General features: G+C 72.1%; 17 protein-coding genes and 1 pseudogene. 13 read left to right on the top strand and 5 right to left on the bottom strand.

The genetic code is table 11. From position 1 onward, the window contains the following. Positions 1 to 750 precede the first annotated feature (750 nt). Both F603_RS0105630 and F603_RS0105635 read right to left on the bottom strand, forming a co-directional pair. Positions 751 to 2190: an outer membrane protein assembly factor BamB family protein gene (locus F603_RS0105630; protein ID WP_019545039.1), complete on the bottom strand. Its 1440-nt coding sequence runs from the start codon at positions 2188 to 2190 to the stop codon at positions 751 to 753. Positions 2191 to 2782: 592 nt separating this feature from the next. Continuing rightward, entirely contained in the window at positions 2783 to 4879 is a 2097-nt protein-coding gene (locus tag F603_RS0105635) for a tetratricopeptide repeat protein (protein WP_019545040.1), read from the bottom strand. Between the two features lie 739 nt (positions 4880 to 5618). Here F603_RS0105635 and F603_RS0105640 point away from each other — a divergent pair. From F603_RS0105640 to F603_RS0105660, 5 genes are all read left to right on the top strand, one after another. After that, positions 5619 to 6020, top strand: a complete 402-nt coding sequence (locus F603_RS0105640) for a rodlin (RefSeq protein ID WP_019545041.1) — start codon at positions 5619 to 5621, stop codon at positions 6018 to 6020. 333 nt (positions 6021 to 6353) lie between these two features. Then, the gene (locus tag F603_RS0105645; RefSeq protein ID WP_019545042.1) at positions 6354 to 6590 is read left to right on the top strand and encodes a chaplin; all 237 of its coding nucleotides are present in this window, start codon (positions 6354 to 6356) and stop codon (positions 6588 to 6590) included. A 153-nt stretch (positions 6591 to 6743) separates the two neighbouring features. Further along, positions 6744 to 7559 (top strand): chaplin family protein, encoded by an 816-nt coding sequence (locus F603_RS0105650; protein ID WP_019545043.1) that lies wholly within the window; start codon positions 6744 to 6746, stop codon positions 7557 to 7559. 206 nt (positions 7560 to 7765) lie between these two features. Next, complete coding sequence (locus F603_RS0105655) at positions 7766 to 8038, top strand: hypothetical protein (protein WP_019545044.1); 273 nt, start codon at positions 7766 to 7768, stop codon at positions 8036 to 8038. 276 nt (positions 8039 to 8314) lie between these two features. Next, a complete protein-coding gene (locus F603_RS0105660) occupies positions 8315 to 8725 on the top strand; it encodes a rodlin (RefSeq protein WP_019545045.1) in 411 nt (136 codons plus the stop codon). 144 nt (positions 8726 to 8869) lie between these two features. On the opposite strand, the gene F603_RS0105665 is transcribed toward F603_RS0105660, so the two are convergent. Beyond that, positions 8870 to 9286: a hypothetical protein gene (locus F603_RS0105665; protein ID WP_019545046.1), complete on the bottom strand. Its 417-nt coding sequence runs from the start codon at positions 9284 to 9286 to the stop codon at positions 8870 to 8872. A gap of 295 nt (positions 9287 to 9581) precedes the next feature. Between F603_RS0105665 and F603_RS0105670 the strand changes: the two genes are divergently transcribed. Continuing rightward, entirely contained in the window at positions 9582 to 10082 is a 501-nt protein-coding gene (locus tag F603_RS0105670; protein ID WP_019545047.1) for a DUF5949 family protein, read from the top strand. A 62-nt stretch (positions 10083 to 10144) separates the two neighbouring features. Here the strand turns inward: F603_RS0105670 and F603_RS33870 are convergent. Then, a pseudogene (locus tag F603_RS33870) lies at positions 10145 to 10784 on the bottom strand (hypothetical protein); the annotation flags it as partial. A 210-nt stretch (positions 10785 to 10994) separates the two neighbouring features. Between F603_RS33870 and F603_RS0105690 the strand changes: the two are divergent. From F603_RS0105690 to F603_RS31625, 5 genes are all read left to right on the top strand, one after another. Beyond that, positions 10995 to 11942, top strand: coding sequence for an AurF N-oxygenase family protein (locus tag F603_RS0105690; protein WP_019545048.1), 948 nt, complete (start codon positions 10995 to 10997; stop codon positions 11940 to 11942). A 92-nt stretch (positions 11943 to 12034) separates the two neighbouring features. Next, positions 12035 to 12784 carry a TetR/AcrR family transcriptional regulator gene (locus F603_RS0105695; protein ID WP_037955441.1) on the top strand — a complete coding sequence of 250 codons (750 nt, stop codon included), beginning with the start codon at positions 12035 to 12037 and terminating at the stop codon, positions 12782 to 12784. Between the two features lie 33 nt (positions 12785 to 12817). Next, entirely contained in the window at positions 12818 to 13294 is a 477-nt protein-coding gene (soxR, locus tag F603_RS0105700) for a redox-sensitive transcriptional activator SoxR (protein ID WP_019545050.1), read from the top strand. Between the two features lie 5 nt (positions 13295 to 13299). After that, positions 13300 to 13599, top strand: coding sequence for a hypothetical protein (locus tag F603_RS0105705; RefSeq protein ID WP_019545051.1), 300 nt, complete (start codon positions 13300 to 13302; stop codon positions 13597 to 13599). 168 nt (positions 13600 to 13767) lie between these two features. Continuing rightward, positions 13768 to 14949 carry a chitinase gene (locus F603_RS31625; protein ID WP_019545052.1) on the top strand — a complete coding sequence of 394 codons (1182 nt, stop codon included), beginning with the start codon at positions 13768 to 13770 and terminating at the stop codon, positions 14947 to 14949. Here the strand turns inward: F603_RS31625 and F603_RS0105715 are convergent. After that, positions 14934 to 15833, bottom strand: a complete 900-nt coding sequence (locus tag F603_RS0105715) for a protein phosphatase 2C domain-containing protein (RefSeq protein ID WP_019545053.1) — start codon at positions 15831 to 15833, stop codon at positions 14934 to 14936. The two genes, F603_RS31625 and F603_RS0105715, sit on opposite strands and share 16 nt — an antisense overlap. Before the next feature lie 596 nt (positions 15834 to 16429). Between F603_RS0105715 and F603_RS0105720 the strand changes: the two genes are divergently transcribed. After that, positions 16430 to 19153: a nitrate- and nitrite sensing domain-containing protein gene (locus F603_RS0105720; protein ID WP_245600692.1), complete on the top strand. Its 2724-nt coding sequence runs from the start codon at positions 16430 to 16432 to the stop codon at positions 19151 to 19153. Further along, on the top strand, positions 19150 to 19635 hold the full coding sequence (locus F603_RS0105725) for a roadblock/LC7 domain-containing protein (protein ID WP_019545055.1): 486 nt from the start codon (positions 19150 to 19152) through the stop codon (positions 19633 to 19635). Before F603_RS0105720 ends, F603_RS0105725 begins: the two co-directional genes overlap by 4 nt.

The raw sequence follows: 19635 nt of genomic DNA on the forward strand, positions 1-19635 counted from the left end.
ACGTCCGGGTCATCGTGGGCCGGACCTGGATGCCTGCACCGCGGAGCGCCGCGAGGTAGAGGTTTGCGAGCTTCCCCTTTTCGCGGGCACCGGCAGCACGCCGGTGGACGAGGACGATCGCGGAGTCCGCCGAGACCGCCCGGTCGGTCCTCGTCCGCGTCAGCCCGGGCCTGCAGTGCGGTCGACACGCGCTCCCGCTCCCTGGCGCCGTCCGGGAACCGCAGACACCACGAGTTGTAGCTCCCGCCGGTTGCCGCACCTCTCCGGCAGGCGCAGCCGCGCGGCCCGGTCCGGGACCTCCAGGCGATCGCGTCGATCACCTCGCGGTGACCCTCCACCGGTCGCCCCGCTCGGACGGCCGGTCGAAGGCCCGTGTGGTCACCACGAGTTGTGGTCCGGAGGTGAGCGCCACGTGCGTCGGGAAGCCTTCTCTGGCGTATACACGATGCCGGTCGCGCGGCGTGGGCGGCGGGGAAGGCACGGTACACGGCGGGGTCCGGCGGACGGGTGACCGTACGGTCGCAGCGCGCTGGGACGCGGACGGCGCGCGGGGCGACGCACCCGCGGACGGCGACGGCGGCAGGCGCCGCCTGCCGTGCACACGGACGGGGCTCGCGGAGCTGCGGCGCCTGCCGGGGACGCCGCGAGCGGGGGCGCCCGGAGACCGGCGCGCCGGGCCGTGCGGAGGCCCGACCCCCGGGCGGACTCGGGCCGTCCGGCGACCGCGTGGGGAGCCCGGCCGCGGCGGGCCTAACCGGTCTTCACCCGGTGCTCGCTCTCCGGCTTCGCCTCCGGGTCGTCGGGGCTCACCGAGAAGACCGTGTCACCGGCCGAGACGACAAGGACGTCGGCGGCGAGGGTCACCGAGGACCTCGCGTCCATCTCGCCGGGGTCGGTCCCGCCGTCCCTCGCCGGCGTCCTCGTGGTCTGCCAGCGCTTCGCGCCGCTCTCGCCGTCGAAGGCGACCAGCCGGCCGGCCGGATCGGCGAGGTAGACCTCGTCGCGGTGGGCGGCGACTGCGGGGGCGGAGGCGTACTTCAGCGAGGTGGTGGCCTGCCACCGTTGCTCGCCGTCCTCGGCCCCGACGACCACCAACCGGGTCCGGTGATCGGTCAGTTCGCGCGCGAAGTACAGTTTGCCGCCGACGAGGTACGGGGTGGCGCCGGTGCCGATGGCCTTGCTCGGGAGGTGCTGCCGCGCGCGCTCGCCGCTCTGCGGGTCGACACGGACGAGGTCGCCGAACCGGCGGTCCGGCGGGAACTCGTTGCCCTCGGCCGGGAGGAAAAGCAGGTCGCCGTCGTCGATACCGACGGGCAGAGTGTCGTCCGACTCCGCCTCCTTGTGCCGATAGAACCTCCGCAGCTCGGGGTCGCCCTCGCCCTCCCACCGATACCAGGTGACGCGGCCGCCTTGGAACTCCTCGTCCCGACAGGTGACGAAGGCCCGGTCCGCGACCTTCGTCGGTGCGCACCATTCGTGCTCCGGCGTACTGATCCGCCACCGCTCCTCGCCGGTGCGCGCGTCCCACCCGACGACATCGCCGCCGGGAGCGGAATGCGCGCTCCAGTCCTCGTAGTCGCCGTCTTCGGGACGGTTGGTGACGCGTGTGGCCTCGTCGCCGACGATGGTGTCGCCGTCGCGCACCGCGGTGGAACGGACGTCGTGGGACCAGCGGGTCTCGCGGGTCTCGGCGTCGAGCGCGCGGACGGTGTGCACGCTGTCGAGCGCGCCCCGCTCCACCTCGCTCTCCTTCATCTCGACGGTGAACGCCAGCCCGTCCCTGCGGGCAAAGTCCGAAGCGCGGTCCGGCTTCGCGGACTTGGGCAGGTGCGCTCCGTCCCTCACCCGCAGCGTCTCGTCCCTGAAGCCCGTTCCGTCGCAGTTCAGCCGCGAGGCGGCGGTGCCCCTCGAGGGCTGCGGCGTGGCGTCGTCCTCCCGGCTGGCCGCCGCCGTTCCGGCTACGCAGCGGTTCTCCTCGCCCGCCGGGCCGTCGTCGGCACCGCCGCCGTGGAAGCTCGTCCGCCACGGCTGCCAGCCGGCGGGCTCCTCCGCCTCGGGCGGCTCGGACGGACGCTCCTGGTCCCCGCAGCCGGCGAGGCCGACGACGACCGCCAACAGCAGTGACGCCGCGACGAGTTCTCGGACCCGGTGACCGACCGGACGGGACGGGAGCGTGGTCGTGAGCCCCATGGAACCTCCCCGTTGCTCCCCGCGACCCGCACCGAACCGGCGGCGCACCGCCGGTACCGCGTGCCCCCGGGCGCGCGGGGACGTATCGATCCAGCGCTTCCAGCCGAACAGCCGGCTGCTAAGGGGACGATAAGTCCGGCCGCCCCGGACACGGAACGCCCGCCGCCCCTTCCCTCACGGGGTACGGAAAGGACCCGCCACTCGCGCGGGCGGCTTCGGACAGCGTGGTCGCGCGGGCGAGAGGCAGCGCCGCCCGCTACGAGAAGACCGCAATCCACTACCTCGCCGGGCTCCACGTTGCAGGCGTCTTCCTTCGGCCCACACGGTGCCCCAGACGAGACCGCCCGCAGCCGCCGGCGGTCATGCTCGGCGAGTCGGCGCGAGGCGACTCCGACAACCGCTCGAACGGGTGAGGGAGTTGTCCACAACTCACGGGTTGTCCACAGGAATCGAGCAAGATCCACTTTCTCGCGGTGGCCTCCGTACCGTCCTCGCCATGACCCCTACGACGACAGACCACGCAGTCCACGACCGCGCCCCTCGTGCAACCGCCCGCGCGACCTCCCGCCCGCGTCCCCGGCACATCCTCCGCTCAGCCGTGCAGATGCCGGCGTACCGCTTCGGCTCGCTCGCGGCAGACCTCGGCGAGCTCCTCGTCCTCCAACTCCTCCGCGAGCTCCGAGAGTTGCTGCAGGGCCTGCCTCAACTTGGCGTGCTGTGCGAGCCGGTCGGCCCACTCCGCTGCCTCGACAGCCAGCCGCACGGCCTCGTCCCAGCGCCCCGCCCGTCGTTCGGCCTCGGCCCGTACCAGCCCGATCCGCGCACGCATCGGATCGTCGTGCGTGCGCTCCACGTCCCGCAGAGCCTCCTCGAGGAGCGCGCCGGCCTCCTCCGCACGCCCGTCCCCGAGGAGCGCCTGAGCGAGGTTGTAACGCTGGACGACCGTGCCGTGGACGTCCCCGGCACGTCCGTTCGCCTCGAGTGCCAAGGAGAAGCGGTCGGCAGCCCTCTCGTTGTGCCCTTCCGCGAGGGCGAGCAGCCCCTCCGACTCGTGGATCATCGCCGGCAGCACCGGTTCGGTGACGAGGTCGAAGAGCTCAGCGGCGAGGGAGAGTTGCTCAGCCGCCGCCGGATGGTCGCGCTCGGCGAGGTGCGCGCGCGAAAGCTGGTTGCGGAGCCTCATCTCCGCGTCGGGGCGCCCCTCCCAGCGCGCCGACTCGATGCCGATCCGATGGGACTCCTTCCACTCCCCCAGGAGATGCCTCCGGCTGTCGTAGAGAGCCCAGAGCGATTCGCACAGCCGCCAGACGGCATCGTGGTTCCCGGCCTCGGCGGCCGCGCGCAGCACTGCGAGGAGGTTGGCACGCTCCTCGTCCAGCCAGTCGACTGCGCTCGCGCCGTCCTCGAAGAAGCGCTCCTCGGGCACCGGGCTGAGTCGGAAGCGGTGGCGGAGCGCCGCGAGGTCGGCGGCGGCGGCGCGGGTCCGGTAGAAGTCCGTGAAGCGTTCGAGGAGCTGCTCCTGCTCATGCTGCGGCAGTTCCGCCCTGGCAAGGCCGCGTGCGTGCACCAGGACCAGGTCGTGGAGGCGGTAGCGGGCCCGGTCGGCCGGTCTGTCCGCGTCGAGCCTCGTGGCGAGGTGCGTGCCGGCGAGCGAGTGGAGCGCCTGCTCGGGCCCGTCCATGCCCGTGTGCGCGAGGAGGTCGACGGTGAAGGAGGTGCCGGGGAAAGCGCCGAGCGTCCGCAGTGCCTGGCGGGCCCCGGGCGGCAGTCCGCGGTAGGTGGCGTCGAGCACCCCTGCCAGATCCCCCTCCCCCGCCGCGGCGAAACCGTCCAACCGCCGTCGCTCGTCGGTGAGTTCGTCGAGGAGGAGACGGGCTCCCGCACCATCCCCGGCGTCCAGCAAACGCGCCCCCACCGCCCGCAGCGCGAGCGGCAACCCGGCGCACAGGTCCACGAGCCGACGCCCGGCCCCGCTTCGGATGCCGGTGTCGGCTCCGAGCCAGGTGCTGAGGAGCCGCACCCCGGCTTCTGCCGAGAGCGGGTCGACGGCGAGCTCCCTAGCCCCGTCGATCCGCAGTCTCGGCAGAGCACGCCTGCTGGTGACGAGTACCGTGCCCGCGCTGGGCAGCAGAGCCCGCACATCAGCGGCCTGCTCCGCATTGTCCAGGAGGATCACCGGCTTCTTCCCCGCCGTGTGGGTACGGAAGGCAGCCGCCCTCTGCTGCTCGTCGCCGCCCGCCTCCTCCGGCGTCGCGCCGAGGGCACGAAGCCATCCCCCCAGGACCGCCGACGTGTCGACAACCCCCTTGTTCCGCGCGTTGGTCAAGTCGCAGTAGAGCTGCGGACGCGTTCCGTCCAGCTCCTCCGCCCACCTGACGACGAGCTGCGTCTTCCCCACACCGCCGAGCCCCGTGAGCACGACGATCCTCCGCTGCTGCCCGGTGGCGGAGCCCGCGTCCGCGGAGTCACCGACCAGCCGGTGCAGCAGTTCCAGTTCGCGGGTCCGATTGACGAATCCGTACTCGAGAAGAGGAAGTTGCCGCGCGGCGGGGGGATCGTCGCGGGGTGTGGCGAGGGTTACCTGGCCGATTCTGGCCGCCTGCACCACGTTCCTCGCCTGCCCTCCGGAGACGACGTTGCCGTGCCGGGAGCGCCCTCCTCCAGCGGCCTCGTCCTCGCAGGCTTCCACGTGGCTTCCTCCCGTCCCACCGGCGCCCGGTCGCGCCCCCGCATGATGCCCGACCGCCACGCGGAGTGTGAACACACACTGGTGGCCGCCGCTCTCGGCTTCCTCGCACGCACCGGGTGCGTACCGCCTCAGGCGAGTTCCAAAGGGATGCGGCGATTCCTCGCTCCGAACCAACCCGACAGCCGCTCGGGCCGGCCAAGTCGCCTTCAGCGAGCGGATATCGGCGGATACGCCAGGCAGGGGAGACGACGCCGGAGCGGGCGCCGCCGGGAACAGCCGACGTGCCCTCATCTGCACGCATGCTGGCAGCCGTTGCCTGGACAACTCTGGATTATCCTTCGGCAACGAGGAGTTGGGGACGGCATGCCCGCGCCGTCTCGCAGCCGCATGAGGCAAGGGAGCGCGGGGCCCACCCAAGTCGCCGACGGTAACCACCGTGAAACCCGGACAACGGCGGCCGGGGAACGGCAGACTGTCTCCACCCAGACGGTGGGTTCCGGCGGCCTGGTGGCCGGGCGCCGGAACCCACTCCTTTTCCTGCACGCTTCCAAGAGGCGTGGCAAGCGTTGCGCAGGGCGATCCCCAACCCGCGTATACGAGTTGACGGCCGCCCTCGCCTTGCCCGGCACTCCCCGGCGCGCCTGTGCATCGATCGAGTGAGGACACAGAACCAAACCGCCGCGCGCGAGTTGATCAGGTCGCTCCGAAGGTGAGAGCTCGCTTCCGAGAAGGGTTAACCATGATCAAGAACGTTCTGGCCACCGCCGCTGCCGCCACGGCGCTCGTGGGCGCCGGCGCACCGCAGGCCCTCGCCATCGGCGACGACGAGGGCCCCACCTCGGTCAACGGCAACGGCGCCCAGCAGTCGTACGGCAACCAGGCCACCGAGGGCAACTGGAGCCCGCAGTTCGCGCTCATCCAGGGCTCGCTCAACAAGCCCTGCGTCGGCCTTCCGCTCAAGGGCAACCTCGGCTCCCTCGTCGGCGGTGTCCCGGTCACGGTGCAGGACATCCCGGTCCTCTCCTCGTCGCAGAACCAGCAGTGCACGGAGAACTCCACCCAGAACAAGGGCGACGACGCCCTCTCGCACCTCGTCGACGACCTGCCGATCCTTTCCGGCAACGGCTCGGCCGGCCGCTGAGCACACCGCCTCCAAAGGCCCGCAGGGAGCATCCCTTGCGGGCCTTCGGCATGTTCGCACCAGTCGGTCGAGTGGTGAACTCGACCGTATGTACGGGGCATTCGGCCTCCCGTCCATTTCCTCGCGCCCAGGCAGGCCCCGCGGTTCCGGAAAGTCACCGCGGAGCCGCGGAAATCGCCCAGCCGAGCGAGTTCATAGGGAATTCCGTCTGCATCGTGTCGTGCGGTGGCGGCGATCGTTACGAAGGACGACAGCGGAGTTCGGGTCGCCTCGGCGACCCGCAGGACACGAAATCCGTCGTCGCGCAAGACGCCGCTGCGGAAAGGACTCATCGTGAAGTACACCAAGGTTGCGACCGTCGCCGCCGGGACCCTCATCGCCCTCGGCACCGCGGCCGCCCCGGCCCTCGCCGACTCGGGTGCCAGCGGCGGTGCCGCCAACTCGCCCGGCGTTCTCTCGGGCAACGTCGTGCAGATCCCGGTTCACGTGCCGGTCAACGCCTGCGGCAACACCATCGACGTCGTCGGCGTGCTGAACCCCGCGTTCGGCAACACCTGCGTCAACGCCTGAACCATTCCGCCTCAGCGGAGAGCCTGACCCGAGCCGGCTCCGGAACGCCCCACGCGTTCCGGAGCCGTTCGGTTCCACGCCCCAACCCCCGCTGCGAGGGCAGGCGTTGCACCCCTCGCCCCTCCGCCATCCTTCGCCGAACAGGAGCAGCACATGCGCAAAGTCCTGAGCCGAAGCATCCTCACCGCGGCCGCCACCACAGGCGCAGTGGCGATCGGCGCCGGATGCGCCCAGGCCGACGCGCACGCCGAAGGAGGCGGCAGCGGCTCACCAGGGGTGCTCTCCGGCAACTCGGTCGAGGTACCGGTGGACGTCCCCGTCAACGTGTGCGGCGACACCGCCGACGTCGCCGGCCTCGTCAACCCGGCGTTCGGCAACACCTGCACCAACGGCTCCCACCCGCACCACGCCGCGCCCGACCGCAGCGACTCGCCCGCGCCCGGCGACACTTCGACTTCCGATGAGCCGCCGAGGAGCGAGCCGCCGAAGAGCGACCCGGAACCGCCTTCCGGCGCGCCTGAGCCACCGTCCGGCGGTCCCGCCGAGCCGTCCCTCCCCGAAAGCATCGCGCCGGAGGAGGTCCCGTCGGCCCGGGAGGGCAACGGGGTCTCCGAGACGCACCCGGCACCGCCCCGCACGCCGCAGGACCAGGTCCGAACCAGCAGGGCGGTCCGCGCGGACGTCGAAACGGACGGCTTCCTCTCCGAGTTCGACTACACCCCCCAGCGCGCGGCCACGCCTCCCTACGACGAACGCACGTCCTCCGGCTACTACAGCGGCCGCAGCGAGCTGCCGGCCGATGGAGAGTTCGGGTGGTTCTCCTCCCCCGTCCCGACGAAGCACCCGGCGCAACCCCGCCTCGCACGGACCGGTTCGGACGGTGTCGACGCCACGACCGCGTCCGCCGCCGCCCTCGGGCTCGTCCTCGGCGGTGCCCTCCTCTACCGCCGTCCGCGCGTGCGCCGCTGAGCCGCGCCGCACCGGGCGTCAGCGCATACGCCGTATCACTCCTTTCGGGTGCCGATGAGCGGAAGAGGAATACACGACGTTTCCCGGGCGGCGCAGGCTCGTTGGCCATGAGGACGCCGGACGCGATTGGCAGGCACGGAGCCCGAGCACTCGCACCGTCCGCGGAATTCCCAAGCCGCCGACTCCATTTCGGGAGAAGCATCCTCATGAAGCACAAGAAGACCGCAGCAGCGCTCGCAGGTTCCGTGCTCGCACTCGGTATCGCCGCGCCGGCCGTCGCGGAATCCGCCCCGCAGCCCGAGGCGAACGGCGACGACTCGGTCGCCCGCACCCTCACGGGCCAGCAGGGCGACCTCGGCACCGCGCTCCAGAACACCCTGTCCACCGCAGCCAGCGGCGAGCTCTCCGGTGCCACCCCGCTGGAAGCCCTCACTGGGGACGGCTCGTCCCTCCTCGGCGGCCTGCCCCTCGGTGGCTGACCCGCGGGAGCGTGCGGAGCCCGCGGCTCCGCACCTTCACAGGAATCCGCGGTCCACGGCCCCGGATTCCACACGGGAAAGCGCACGGTATTCACGACGCTTTCCCCTTCCCGAGCCGAAAGGCCGGGCAATTTCAGCGCGGCGCCAGCCGGGCCGCGCGCAATCCGCAGCGACCGCGGACATCAATCAGGTGATGCAGCAGAACCTGTCGCCCCGGGCGCAGTTGTCACCGTGTCACCGCGGTCCTTGTGTTCCTCGAAGAAGGGCAACATCGCAATGATCAAGAAGGTTCTCTCCACCGCCACGGTCGCCGCCTCCGTCATCGGCGCGACCGCCATGGCCGCCTCCCCGGCTCTCGCCATCGGCGACGACCAGGGCCCGCAGTCGGTCAACGGCAACGGGTCGCAGCAGGCCTACGGCAACCAGGAGACCAAGGGCGCCTTCAGCCCGCAGAACTCGCTCGTCCAGGGCTCGCTCAACAAGCCCTGCATCGGCCTGCCCGCGAAGGTCAACGCCGGCTCCCTCGTCGGCCTCGTCCCGGTCACCGTGCAGGACGTCCCGGTTCTCTCCTCGTCGCAGAACCAGCAGTGCGCCGAGAACTCCAGCCAGAACAAGGGTGACGACGCCCTCTCGCACCTCCTCGACGACGTCCCGGTCCTCTCGGGCAACGGCTCCGCCGGCCGCTGACCCCGCCGAGGGCAGAGTAGCCCGGGGCCCCGTCCGCGCGACCGCGGCGGGGCCCCGGGCTTCGTCGTCTGCCGGGAGGCGACCGCCCCGCGGGGCCCGCCACGCGCCAACGGGCGGGTCACGCAGGACGGTTCGGCGTCGTCCTCAGCCCGTGACCGCGTCGGCCACGGCGCCGGTCAGCGGAAGGTCACCGAGCGAGGCACCGTCGGCGAGCGGGCCCGTGAGGTCCTGGGTGCCGACGGCGGGGAAGCCGGTGATCTTCGTGCCGACGCCGTTGTCGAGCGGGTCGCTCCCCGTACGCGCGAGCGGGTCGAGTTGGAGGCCGAAGACGGGGCCGAGGGCGTACGTCGTCGCGTCGTCGAGGGCCCCGAGGGACTGGGTCGCCGCTGCGGTGAGCCCCTCCCCCGTGCCGGCGAGGGACTCGGCGGCGGTCTCGCCCTCGGCGGCCGCGGCCGCCGTGCCGGCGCCGCCGACGGCCGCGCCGGCCGCCGAGACGAGGAGGCCGGCCCGGAGCAGAAGGCGGCCCGCGGCCGAACTGCGTTGCCTGCGGTGTGCGTTCATCGTTTTCTCACCACCGTGGAGTGGGGGTACATGGCGTGCCGCGGCCGCACAGCGGCCGCTTCCTCCTGGTCAACGACGCACCGCCCGCCGCGGAACGCACACGGGGCGGCCCGGACCAGCTCAACTCCCGCGCTCCGGACGGCCGGCACGACACACGGCGGCGCCGGCAGCTTGAGCGGGGAGGCGCACGGCCGGCCCGCGGCGGTCGTCCTTTCGATGGAGTTGCAGCACGGCGGTGCCACGCACGGGTGAAGCCGGCGCCCCGGGCGCGCACCGCGCCGCTAGGGTGCCCGCCATGACCTCGACTCAGGCCGGTATGACCGGATTTCGGCCCTCCCTCTTCGGCACCATGTCCGTCATCGGCTGGACGGGCCCGCACCCGGACGACGGTGAGGACGTCCCCTTCCTCCTCGCCTATTCGCTCGGCGACGGCGAGGAGGGTCCGCAGGGCGGCGCCGAGGCCGCCCGCCAGTTGCTCCGGGAGACGGGGCTGCCGATCGGCGGCGAGGTCCCGGACGCCTCGTACACGCGCAGGCTCCCGATGACGCTGCTGGTGCAGGGCGGTCAGGCGGCCCTCACGATGCCGCACGTGAGCGTCAGGTATCCGGCGCCGATCGAGTGGCTGGCGGCGGCGCAGGACAGGGGCGAGGTCTACTTCATGTTCGCCACTCTCCCCTGGCCGGAGGCCCGCCCGGGAGCGGAGGTCACCGAGGAGCAGCTACGCGGGTTCGTCGACGAGGAGATGATGTCGTCCTCGGCGCACTGCATGCTGCCGGTGAGCGGCCTGCGCAGGTAGCCAACCTCCGCGCCGCGCAGGCGCGTCGAGGGCAGGACGAGCCCCGCGCCCCACTCCGTGCGCGCCCCCTCCTCGACCGCCTCCGCGACCTCCGCCGTCCGTTCCGCCTCCTCGGCGGCGAACCGCTCGGCGTCGAGCTTCTCCGCCATCTCCTGGTCCCGAGCCGTCAAGAGGTCGAGGTTCTGGTCCCCGAGGTCGAAGACGCCGAGGTCGACGTAGGCGCGCTGGAGCCGTTCGTCCCACAGGCCGATGTCGCGTACGCACGGCACGATGCGGCTGAAGAGGAGCTATCGGAAGAGCTGCAGGTACTCGGAGTGCTCGCTCAACTCGTCGGCCTCCGCCTCGGGGACACCGAAGTCGGTGAGGACCTCGGCGCCCTTGAGGCGGTCCCGCACGAGGTAGCAGCCTTCTGTGACGAACTTCCGCGCTCCCGGAGTTCGGCGTCACTGAGCTGCCTGTAGTAGTCGCGGAGCGCCATCCTGCCGAAGGCGACGTAGCGCCTCGTCGGGGATGCCGAGCGGGTCGTACGGGTCGACTTCGAGGTCCCAGTCGATCCGTCTGGCGCCGTCCCACTGCTTCTCCTTGCCCCTCCGGTAGAGCGCGAGGAGCCGGTCGTGGCCGTCGTCGTACTCCCAGTTGAAGCGGGCCGCGCTGCCAGGTGGGCTCGCCGGGGGCATGGACGTAGAGATCTCCGGTGGACACTTCGAACCGCCTCGGTCCGTCAACTCCCGCAACGGAAAAGCGAGTTGGGAGGAACTCCGCAGCCAGTGACCGGCTTCCCGGCAGGCTCACACGCCGGTTACCGCGCGGTCGACAAGCCGTGCGCAAGGGATTGACGGGCTTGCTGACGCGGAGTCTCATAACAGCGAGGCAGTAGGTAACCGACGGTAAGTCGAGTCGAGGGGTGCCGCCATGACCATTGCACCGGAACAGCAGGCCGCCGAACACCGCGCCGTGCGGGACGCGTTGGGACTTCTCAAGGACCGCGAGCAGGTGGCGGAGCGCCTCCTCGCCTCGTCGAGGAAGCACTCCTTCGATCCGGACACCGAACTCGACTGGGACGCCCCCTTCGAGGACGGACTCTGGCACTGGCCGCCGGAGTTGGTCTCGCTCTACGACACCCCGCTGTGGCGCCGCATGTCCGAGGAGCAGCGCATGGAGCTCAGCAGGCACGAAGCGGCCTCGCTCGCCTCGCTCGGCATCTGGTTCGAGGTCATCCTCATGCAGCTCCTCGTCCGGCACATCTACGACAAGAAGCTCACGAGCAGCCACGTCCGCTACGCGCTCACCGAGATCGCCGACGAGTGCCGGCACTCGATGATGTTCGCGCGCCTGATCAACAAGAGCGGCATCGAGCCCTACCCCGTCACCCGGCTCAACCACAACCTGGCCCGCGTCCTCAAGTCCGTCTCGACAACACCGGGTTCGTTCACCGCGACGCTCCTCGGCGAGGAGATACTCGACTGGATGCAGCGGCTCATCTTCCCCGACGAGCGCGTACAGCCGCTCGTCCGCGGCGTCACCCGCATCCACGTCATCGAAGAGGCGCGGCACGTACGGTACGCGCGCGAGGAGCTGCGCCGGCAGATGGTCGACTGCCCCCGCTGGGAGCGCCAACTCACCCGCCTCAGCTCGGGCGAGGCGGCCCGCGTCTTCTCCGTCTCCTTCGTCAACCCGCGCGTCTACAGCGACGTCGGTCTCGACCGGGCGGAGGCCGTCGCGCAGGTCAAGGCGAGCGGACACCGCAGGGAGATCATGCAGCAGGGCGCGAAGCGGCTCACCGACTTCCTCGACGAGATAGGCGTGCTGCGCGGCACCGGCCGCAGGATGTGGGTGAGCTCGGGACTGCTGCCCGCCTGACACCGGGCGAGCGCGGGAGTTGTGGACGTCGCGTGGTTCCGCTGTGCGCGTTACCCGTTGGTGTGCGCACCGTCTGGCACTACGCTGCGGCCATGGGCAGCGACGGCACGTCTCCCGCGTACCGGAGACTCGGCGCGGCGCAGCGCCGTGAGCAGCTCCTGCGCGCGGCGCTCGACCTCTTCGCCGGCCGGCCGCCCGAGGAGGTCTCCGTCGACGGCGTCGCCGAGCACGCCGGGGTCTCCCGGCCGCTCGTCTACCGCTACTTCCCCGGCGGCAAGGAGCAGCTCTACGAGGCGGCACTGCGCAGCGCCGCAGACGAGCTGGAGAAGTGCTTCGACGAACCCCGACAGGGGCCGCTCACCGCGCGGTTGGGACGCAGCCTCCAGCGGTACCTCGGCTTCGTCGAGCGCCACGCCACCGGCTTCGCCGCCCTGCTCCAGGGCGGCAGCGTGGTGGAGACGTCGCGGACCGACGCCATCGTCGACGAGGTGCGCCGCAAGGCGGCCGAGCAGATCCTGCTGCACCTGGAGGTCGACGCACCGGGGACGCGGCTGCGACTGGCGGTGCGCACCTGGATCAGCGCCGTCGAGGCGGCGTCGCTGATCTGGCTCGACGAGCAGAAGCAGCCGCCGCGCGAAGAACTGCGCGACTGGCTCCTCGACCACTTCGTCGCACTGCTCACCGCCACGGCCCTGCGTGACCCGCAGACCGCGGCCGCCGCCGAGCGCGCCCTGGGGCGCGAGGTGACCGAGGGGTCGGCGAGCCGCCTCCTCGACGCGCTGCTCCCGCACGTACCGCAGACGCCGGGCGCGCCCCTGGAGAGCCCGACGGCCGTTACGTGAACCTCGGTTGAGGTACACGGCTACCCTGGCACCATGTCCACTCAACTCTCCTGGCGGGCGAGCGAGGCGACGGTCGGCGAGCTCGCGGCACGCGCCGGGGTCGCCACCTCGGCGCTCCGCTTCTACGAGCGCGAAGGGCTGATCAGCAGCCGACGCACCTCGGGCAACCAGCGCAGATACGGCAGGGAGATGCTGCGCCGCGTCGCCTTCATCCGGGCGGCACAGAGCCTGGGCATCCCGCTCGCCGCGATCCGCGAGGCGCTGGCGCTCCTCCCCGAGGGCCGCACGCCGACGCCCGAGGACTGGGCGCGCGTCTCGGAGTGCTGGCGCGAGGACCTCAACGAGCGCATCCGGCTGCTGGAGCAGCTCCGCGACAACCTCACCGACTGCATCGGCTGCGGCTGCCTCTCGCTCACCAAGTGCGGCCTCGTCAACCGCAACGACCAGCTCGGCTCCGAGGGCCCAGGCGCCCGGCAGCTCGCCCACCCCGGCTGCTTCCAGCCGGAGTGACGCGGATGCGCAGCGAGGAGACGGAGTTCCACGGCGGCCCGCTCGACGGCCGCTCCCTCGACGTCGCCACGGGCCCGACCGGCCGCCCGCCTAAGGCGTACCGGGTCCCCGTGCCCTCGCCCGAGGGCGAGACCGTGCACCGCTACCGGCTGGAGCCCGGCACGGTCAACCGTCTGGGCCTGCCGCGGAGTTGGCGGTACGTCTACGAGGGGTGCCAGGACCGGCGGGAGTCGCCGCTGGACCGGTTGCCGTGGCGGCGCGGTGAGCGACGAGGGCCCAACTCCCCTTCTGGTACGGACCATTGACAGTATTGGTCTAGTCCGGTTTGCTGCACATGCGGGCGGCCCCGGCCGGTACGCCTCCCCGGCGGCACCCAAGACGCCCGGCCGGCGCCGCCCGACTCCAGCAGGCCGGGCCCGTCCGTCGAGCCCGGCGACACCCCCCACCCGGGAGAGACGACGGAGGAGCGACCCATGCGCGTACGCCCCCGAACCACCCGGCACCGCCCCCGCACCGCACTCCTCACCGGACTCGGCGCGGCCCTCGCGCTCGGCGGCCTACTCGCCGGCACCGCGGCCGCGGCACCCGACGGAGACACGGCAGGACAGGCCCGGCCCGCAGCGGCGCGAAGCGCCGAACTCCCCGAGCACGCCCTCGTCGGCTACCTGCACACCAGCTTCGCCAACGGGTCCGGCTACACCCGCCTCGCCGACGTCCCCGACAGCTGGGACGTCATCCAACTCGCCTTCGGCGAGCCCACGTCGACGACCTCGGGCGACATCCGCTTCTCCCTCTGCCCCGAGGAGGAGTGCCCCGAGGTGGAGACGGAGGAGGAGTTCAAGGCCGCGGTCGCCGACAAGCAGGCGGAGGGGAAGAAGGTGCTCCTCTCCATCGGCGGCGAGAAGGGCCAGGTGCAGCTCGCGACCACGGCGGCGCGCGACGCGTTCGTCGAGTCCGTCGGCTCCCTCATCGACGAGTACGGGCTCGACGGCGTGGACATCGACTTCGAGGGCCACTCCCTCGCGCTCGACGACGGCGACACCGACTTCCGCAACCCCACGACCCCCGTGATCGTCAACCTCATCGACGCGCTCAAGGCCCTCAAGGACCGCTACGGCGACGCCTTCACCCTGACGATGGCCCCCGAGACCTTCTTCGTCCAACTCGGCCACGAGTACTACGGTTCCGGTGAGTGGGGCGGCCAGGACGCGCGCGCCGGCGCCTACCTCCCCGTGATCCACGCGCTCCGCGACGACCTGACGCTGCTGCACGTCCAGGACTACAACTCGGGACCGATCCTCGGCCTCGACGGGAACCACCACACCATGGGAAGCGCAGACTTCCACATCGCCATGACCGACATGCTCCTCGCCGGCTTCCCCGTCGCGCAGAACGAGGAGAACGTCTTCCCGCCGCTCGACCCCGAGCAGGTCGCCATCGGCCTGCCCGCCTCCGCCCAGGCAGGCAACGGGCACACACCGCCGGCCCAGGTGAACCAGGCGCTCGACTGCCTCACCTCGGGCAACGACTGCGGCGACTACCAGACGCACGGCGAGTGGCCGAATCTGCGCGGCCTGATGGCCTGGTCGATCAACTGGGACCGGTTCAACGACTGGGAGTTCGCCGAGAACTTCGACGCCTACCGCGGCCGCTGAACCCCGGCACCCCGCCCCACCGAGCCGACCTGCTCCAGCTCGGCGACGACGACCGAGGCGTCGTCGTGGCGCTTGCCCCGACGGTGGCGCACACCGTCGGGGTCGGCGTCCTCGGCCTCGCGCACGCGCGAGATCACGGCACGCGGTCCCTCCTTGCGTGCGAGCTCGAGGAGTTCGGACCAGCCGCCGAGCCGGAAGGTCTCGCTCCAGCGGCTCGCACCGTCGCTGAACGCCGCGAGCGTGCGCACCTGCGGGCGGGGGTGGCCGCCGGTCACGGCGTACGCGGCGACGGACGGGTCGGCGGCCGCCGTGTAGAAACCGGTGCCGTCGGGCGCGTTGCGTAGCTGCTCGACGGCGGCTGCCTGCTCCCGCCGCAGCTCCTCGCGCGCGGGCGAGCCCGGAGGCAGCGCCGTCGTCCGGGCCCGGAGCGAGGGGACCGGCTCGGGGAGGCGGCCCAGCCGGTCGTCGAGGACGGCCTCCACCTCTCCTCCGGCGGTCTCGACGAGGAGGACGGAGTCCGAGAGGACGAGGTGCTCCGTGCGCTCCTCGTCCCACCGCGCGAGGACCACGGTCGCCTGCGGGGTCCGCGGGTGAGAAAGGTCACATGTCCCGCTGTGTCTGGCCGCCGTCCGCTCGATCGCCTCCGCGAGGCAGTCGGCGAGCGTCATGTCCACGCGTGCTCCCGTCAGTTCGGCGAGGGCTCCGCCCAGGTGCGCGGTGAACCAGGGAACGGAGTGGCGGCAGCCGTACTCGCCGCCGGGCGGGGTGACGCCGTCGAGGAGGACGAGTACACCGCCGCTGCCTGCGGCCGGTGCGGTGGCGAAGACGTGGTCCTCGTTGGGGCGTTGGGGAGAGCCGGGTGCCGTGGCCATCTCGATGCGCATGGAGGGAGTCTGCCGGAATGCTGCATCGGGCAGGCGACGTGCCGACAGCGGTCGGCGCGGCGCTCGCAATGACGCACTGAAGTGCAGGAATTCACCGGAACCGGATCGGCACCCTGCGTAAACGGAATAACGCATACCCCTTGGTGGAGCGCCCTTTGACAGGAATTCAGGCGGTAAGCGGAAGCCGGGTGACAGACCGTTGAGGCATATTGCCATCGTCGGCGACGTATTTCCAACCCATGCCGAACGCCCCAGCAGCCGCGCCACACGCGAGAGTTGTTCAGGTGCTGCCTGGTGATGTTCACTCCTTCGGGTGGCCCCGGCGGGGGTTCCGCACCGGTCGCCCCGACGCACTGCGAAGGTCGGGCGTCGGAGACGTCCCCGGTGCTCCCTGCCGCGCAGCTCTGCCGCGCCGACCCACGCGAGGGTCGCACGCAGCACGGCACCCAGCAGGCCACCCGGGACAAGGCTGAACGAGATTGCGAGCACGGGTGCGGAAGAAGCAGCTTCGGAGGCCGGACACTCCACAGGACCCAGCCAGCTCCGCGCCCGAGGGCCCGCGCAAGCCCCCCGCGGCGGCGCCGCGCCCCAAGCGGGTGCGCAACAGGCTGATCGGCTCCGTGGCGCTCTGTGCGCTCGCGGTGCTCGGTGCGGGCGCCCCCGCGGTCTTCTCCGCCTCCCAGGACGCCACGCAGGCACAGGAGTTGGTCGACAGGGCGGAGACCAACCGCAGGGCCGTCGCCCTGGCGCACTCCCTCGCCGACGAGCGCGACAGCATGGTCGAGTACGTCGCCCGCGTCGCCGCGGGCCGAGACAGCAGCGAGAGCACGGGCGTCAGCGAGGCCCAACGCGCCCGCGTCGACCGGCAGGGACGCGACCTGCGTGCCGGCGCCACCCGGGAGGTCCGCCAGGGCATCGACGCGCTCCCCCGCACTCGGCAGCGGGCGCTCACGGGGAAGAGCGGCGTCCTCGGCACGCACCAGGCGTACACCGAGACGATCGACGCGCTGCGCGCCATCTCGCTCCAGATCTCCCGCGACCTCCCGGAACGCGCGAAGGACGCCACCGCAGCGGCCCTTCCCGACCTCGCCGACGCCGCCGAACAGGCGTCGGCAGAGCGGGGGTTGCTCCACGCGGCGCTCGCGGGGCACGGCAGCCAGCCCGCACTCACCTCCCAGGCCCAGCAGGCGCGCGCACGCGAACGTGCGGCCCTCACCGCCTTCGACGAGACGGCGGGGACGACGGCGCAGGAGACGTACAGCACCACGGTCACCGGTACCGATGTCGCCGTCGCCGAGCGCTACCTCGACCGTCTCACCGGCCGGCCCTACCTCACCGAAGACGACCGCTCGATGGACCGGGAGCGCATCGGCTCCACCCTCTCCGCGCGGATCGACCAGATGCGCGGGGTGCAGTCCTCGTTCGCGGCGAAGGAGGTCGAGCGCCTGGAGGCGCTCCGCGACGACGACGTCACCGCGCTCCAGTTGAAGGTCGCGCTCTTCGGCGTCTGCTTCCTCCTCGCCGTCGGCGCCGGTGTCACCACGGCGCGCTCGGTCACCCGCCCGCTCTCCGTGCTCACCAGGGGCTCCAAGCGCCTCGTCGACGACCCGCAGAGCCAGGAGCCGATCTCCTACACCGGGCGGGACGACGAGTTCGCCACCGTCGTCCGCGCGCTCAACTCCCTGCGCTCCACCGCCGAGCAGCTACACAAGCGGGCGAGCGCGGCGGAGACGGAGAGCGAGCCGCTGCGCGGCTCCGTCGAGGAGCTCACCGCGGAACGGGACGCGCTGCGCACCGAGTACGAGGAGGCGAAGGCGCGCCTGCAGGAGCTCTCGGGCGCCACCCACGGGACCTTCGTCAACCTGGGGATGCGGACGCTCGGCCTCGTGGAGCGCCAACTCGCCGTCATCGAGGACCTGGAGTCCTCGGAGGCCGACCCGGACCGACTGCGGCACCTCTTCGCGCTCGACCACCTCGCCACCCGCATGCGCCGGCACAGCGAGAACCTCCTCCTCCTCGCCGGGTCCGAGCACACCGGCGGGCACCACCAGGGCCCCGTGCCGCTCCTCGACGTCCTGCGCGCCGCCGTCAGCGAGATAGAGCGCTACGAGCGCGTCGAGCTGGGCTCGCTGCCGCCGCACATCCAGGTGAGCGGCTTCGCGGCCGACGACATCAGCCACCTCGTCGCCGAACTCCTCGACAACGCCAGCGCGTTCTCGCCCCCCGAGGTCGAAGTCCGCCTCTCCGGCTGGCTGCTGGAGAACGGCGAGGTGATGCTCTCGGTGCAGGACGAGGGGATCGGCGTCGCCGACGACCGGCTCGCCGAGCTCAACGAGCGGCTCGGCGACCCCGAGTCGCAGGAGCCGCCCGAGCCGGGCAACGAGCCCGCCTCTCCCCCCGGCACCGTCGCAGGCGTGCCGTCGGGCGGCGAGAGCGGCCAGCTCGGCATGGGCCTCTACGTGGTGGCGCGGCTCGCCGCCCGGCACAGGCTCCGGGTGGAGCTGCGGAAGCAGCGCAACGGAGGCATGGCCGCCGTCGTCGTCGTGCCGCACCGCCTGCTGCCCGACCGCCCGGCGCCCGGCGTCGCCCAGCCGCGCGAGGAGCAGGACACCGCGCTCCCCGGCTCCGCGGCGGAGGCCAACTCCAATGCGCTGCCCTCCCGTCGGGCCGTCCACACCAGGACGGAACCCGCCGCGGAGGAGGAGCCGGCAGGCGAGGAGACCGCGCCCGCCGCCTCCGACGACGAGCACGAGCGTCCCGACGCCGACACGACGCAGGGGACGGGCGCGGCACCGCTCACCGCACCCGCCCGCACGTCGGACGCGGACGAGGCGACGCACGAGCACGTCGGCGACTCGGCACCCGTGCCGGGCGGTACGCGCGGTGCGGTTGCGGACCCGTCCGCAGCGGACGAGGACCCGCGTCCCGACGCAGACGCTGACGCCGACGCTGACGCCGGCGCCGGCACCGGCGTCGACGAGCCCGCGACGCCCGGCGCCACCGAGCCGAGCACGGCAGAAGAGGGGGAGGACGAGCCGAAGGTGCCGCAACAGCGGCGCACGGCCAAGGGGTTGCCGAAGCGCACCCCGAAGATCAGTGCTCCGGCGCACGCGCCGGAGGACACCACCCGATCGAGCGGCGTCAACGCCGACGAACTCCGGCGGCGGCTCGGCGGGTTCCAGCGCGGGGCGAAAGAGGGGCTGCGGGCTGCCGAGGCCCAGATCGCCGAACAGACCGCGGACCAGGCGGCGGAAGAGGAAGCAGACCGGCCAGCGGGGGCGCAGGGTGACGGTGGTACTGCCGAGGAGGCTCGCAAGTGAACGCGCCCAGCACGCGTACGGACGGCAGCAGGGAGGCGCGCAATCTGCGCTGGCTGCTGGAGAACCTCGTGGAGGAGGTTCCGGGGATCAGGTCCGTGGCGGTCGTCTCCTCGGACGGCCTGCTGCTCCTCTCCTCCGACCCGCACCAGGCGGCCGCGACCCGTGCGGGAAGCGGTAGTTCGGGCCCCAAGGGTTCGAGCGCCGACCTCGCCACGATCGTCTCCGGCGTCGGCTCGCTGACGCTCGGTGCGGCGAAGCTGATGGACGGCGGGAAGATCACCCAGACCATGGTCGCGATGGACCACGGGTCGCTCTTCGTGATGTCCATCGGCGACGGCTCGCTGCTCGGCGTCTACGCGACGCCCGACAGCGACATGAGCGTCGTCGGCTACCACATGGCGCTCTTCGTCGGCCGCGCAGGCCATGTCCTCACCCCCGAACTCCGCACGGAGCTGCGCACTTCACTGGAGCGTGAGCAGTGA

The sequence above is a fragment of the Streptomyces sulphureus DSM 40104 genome (assembly GCF_000381025.1).
GTDB classification, from domain to species: Bacteria; Actinomycetota; Actinomycetes; order Streptomycetales; family Streptomycetaceae; genus Streptomyces; species Streptomyces sulphureus.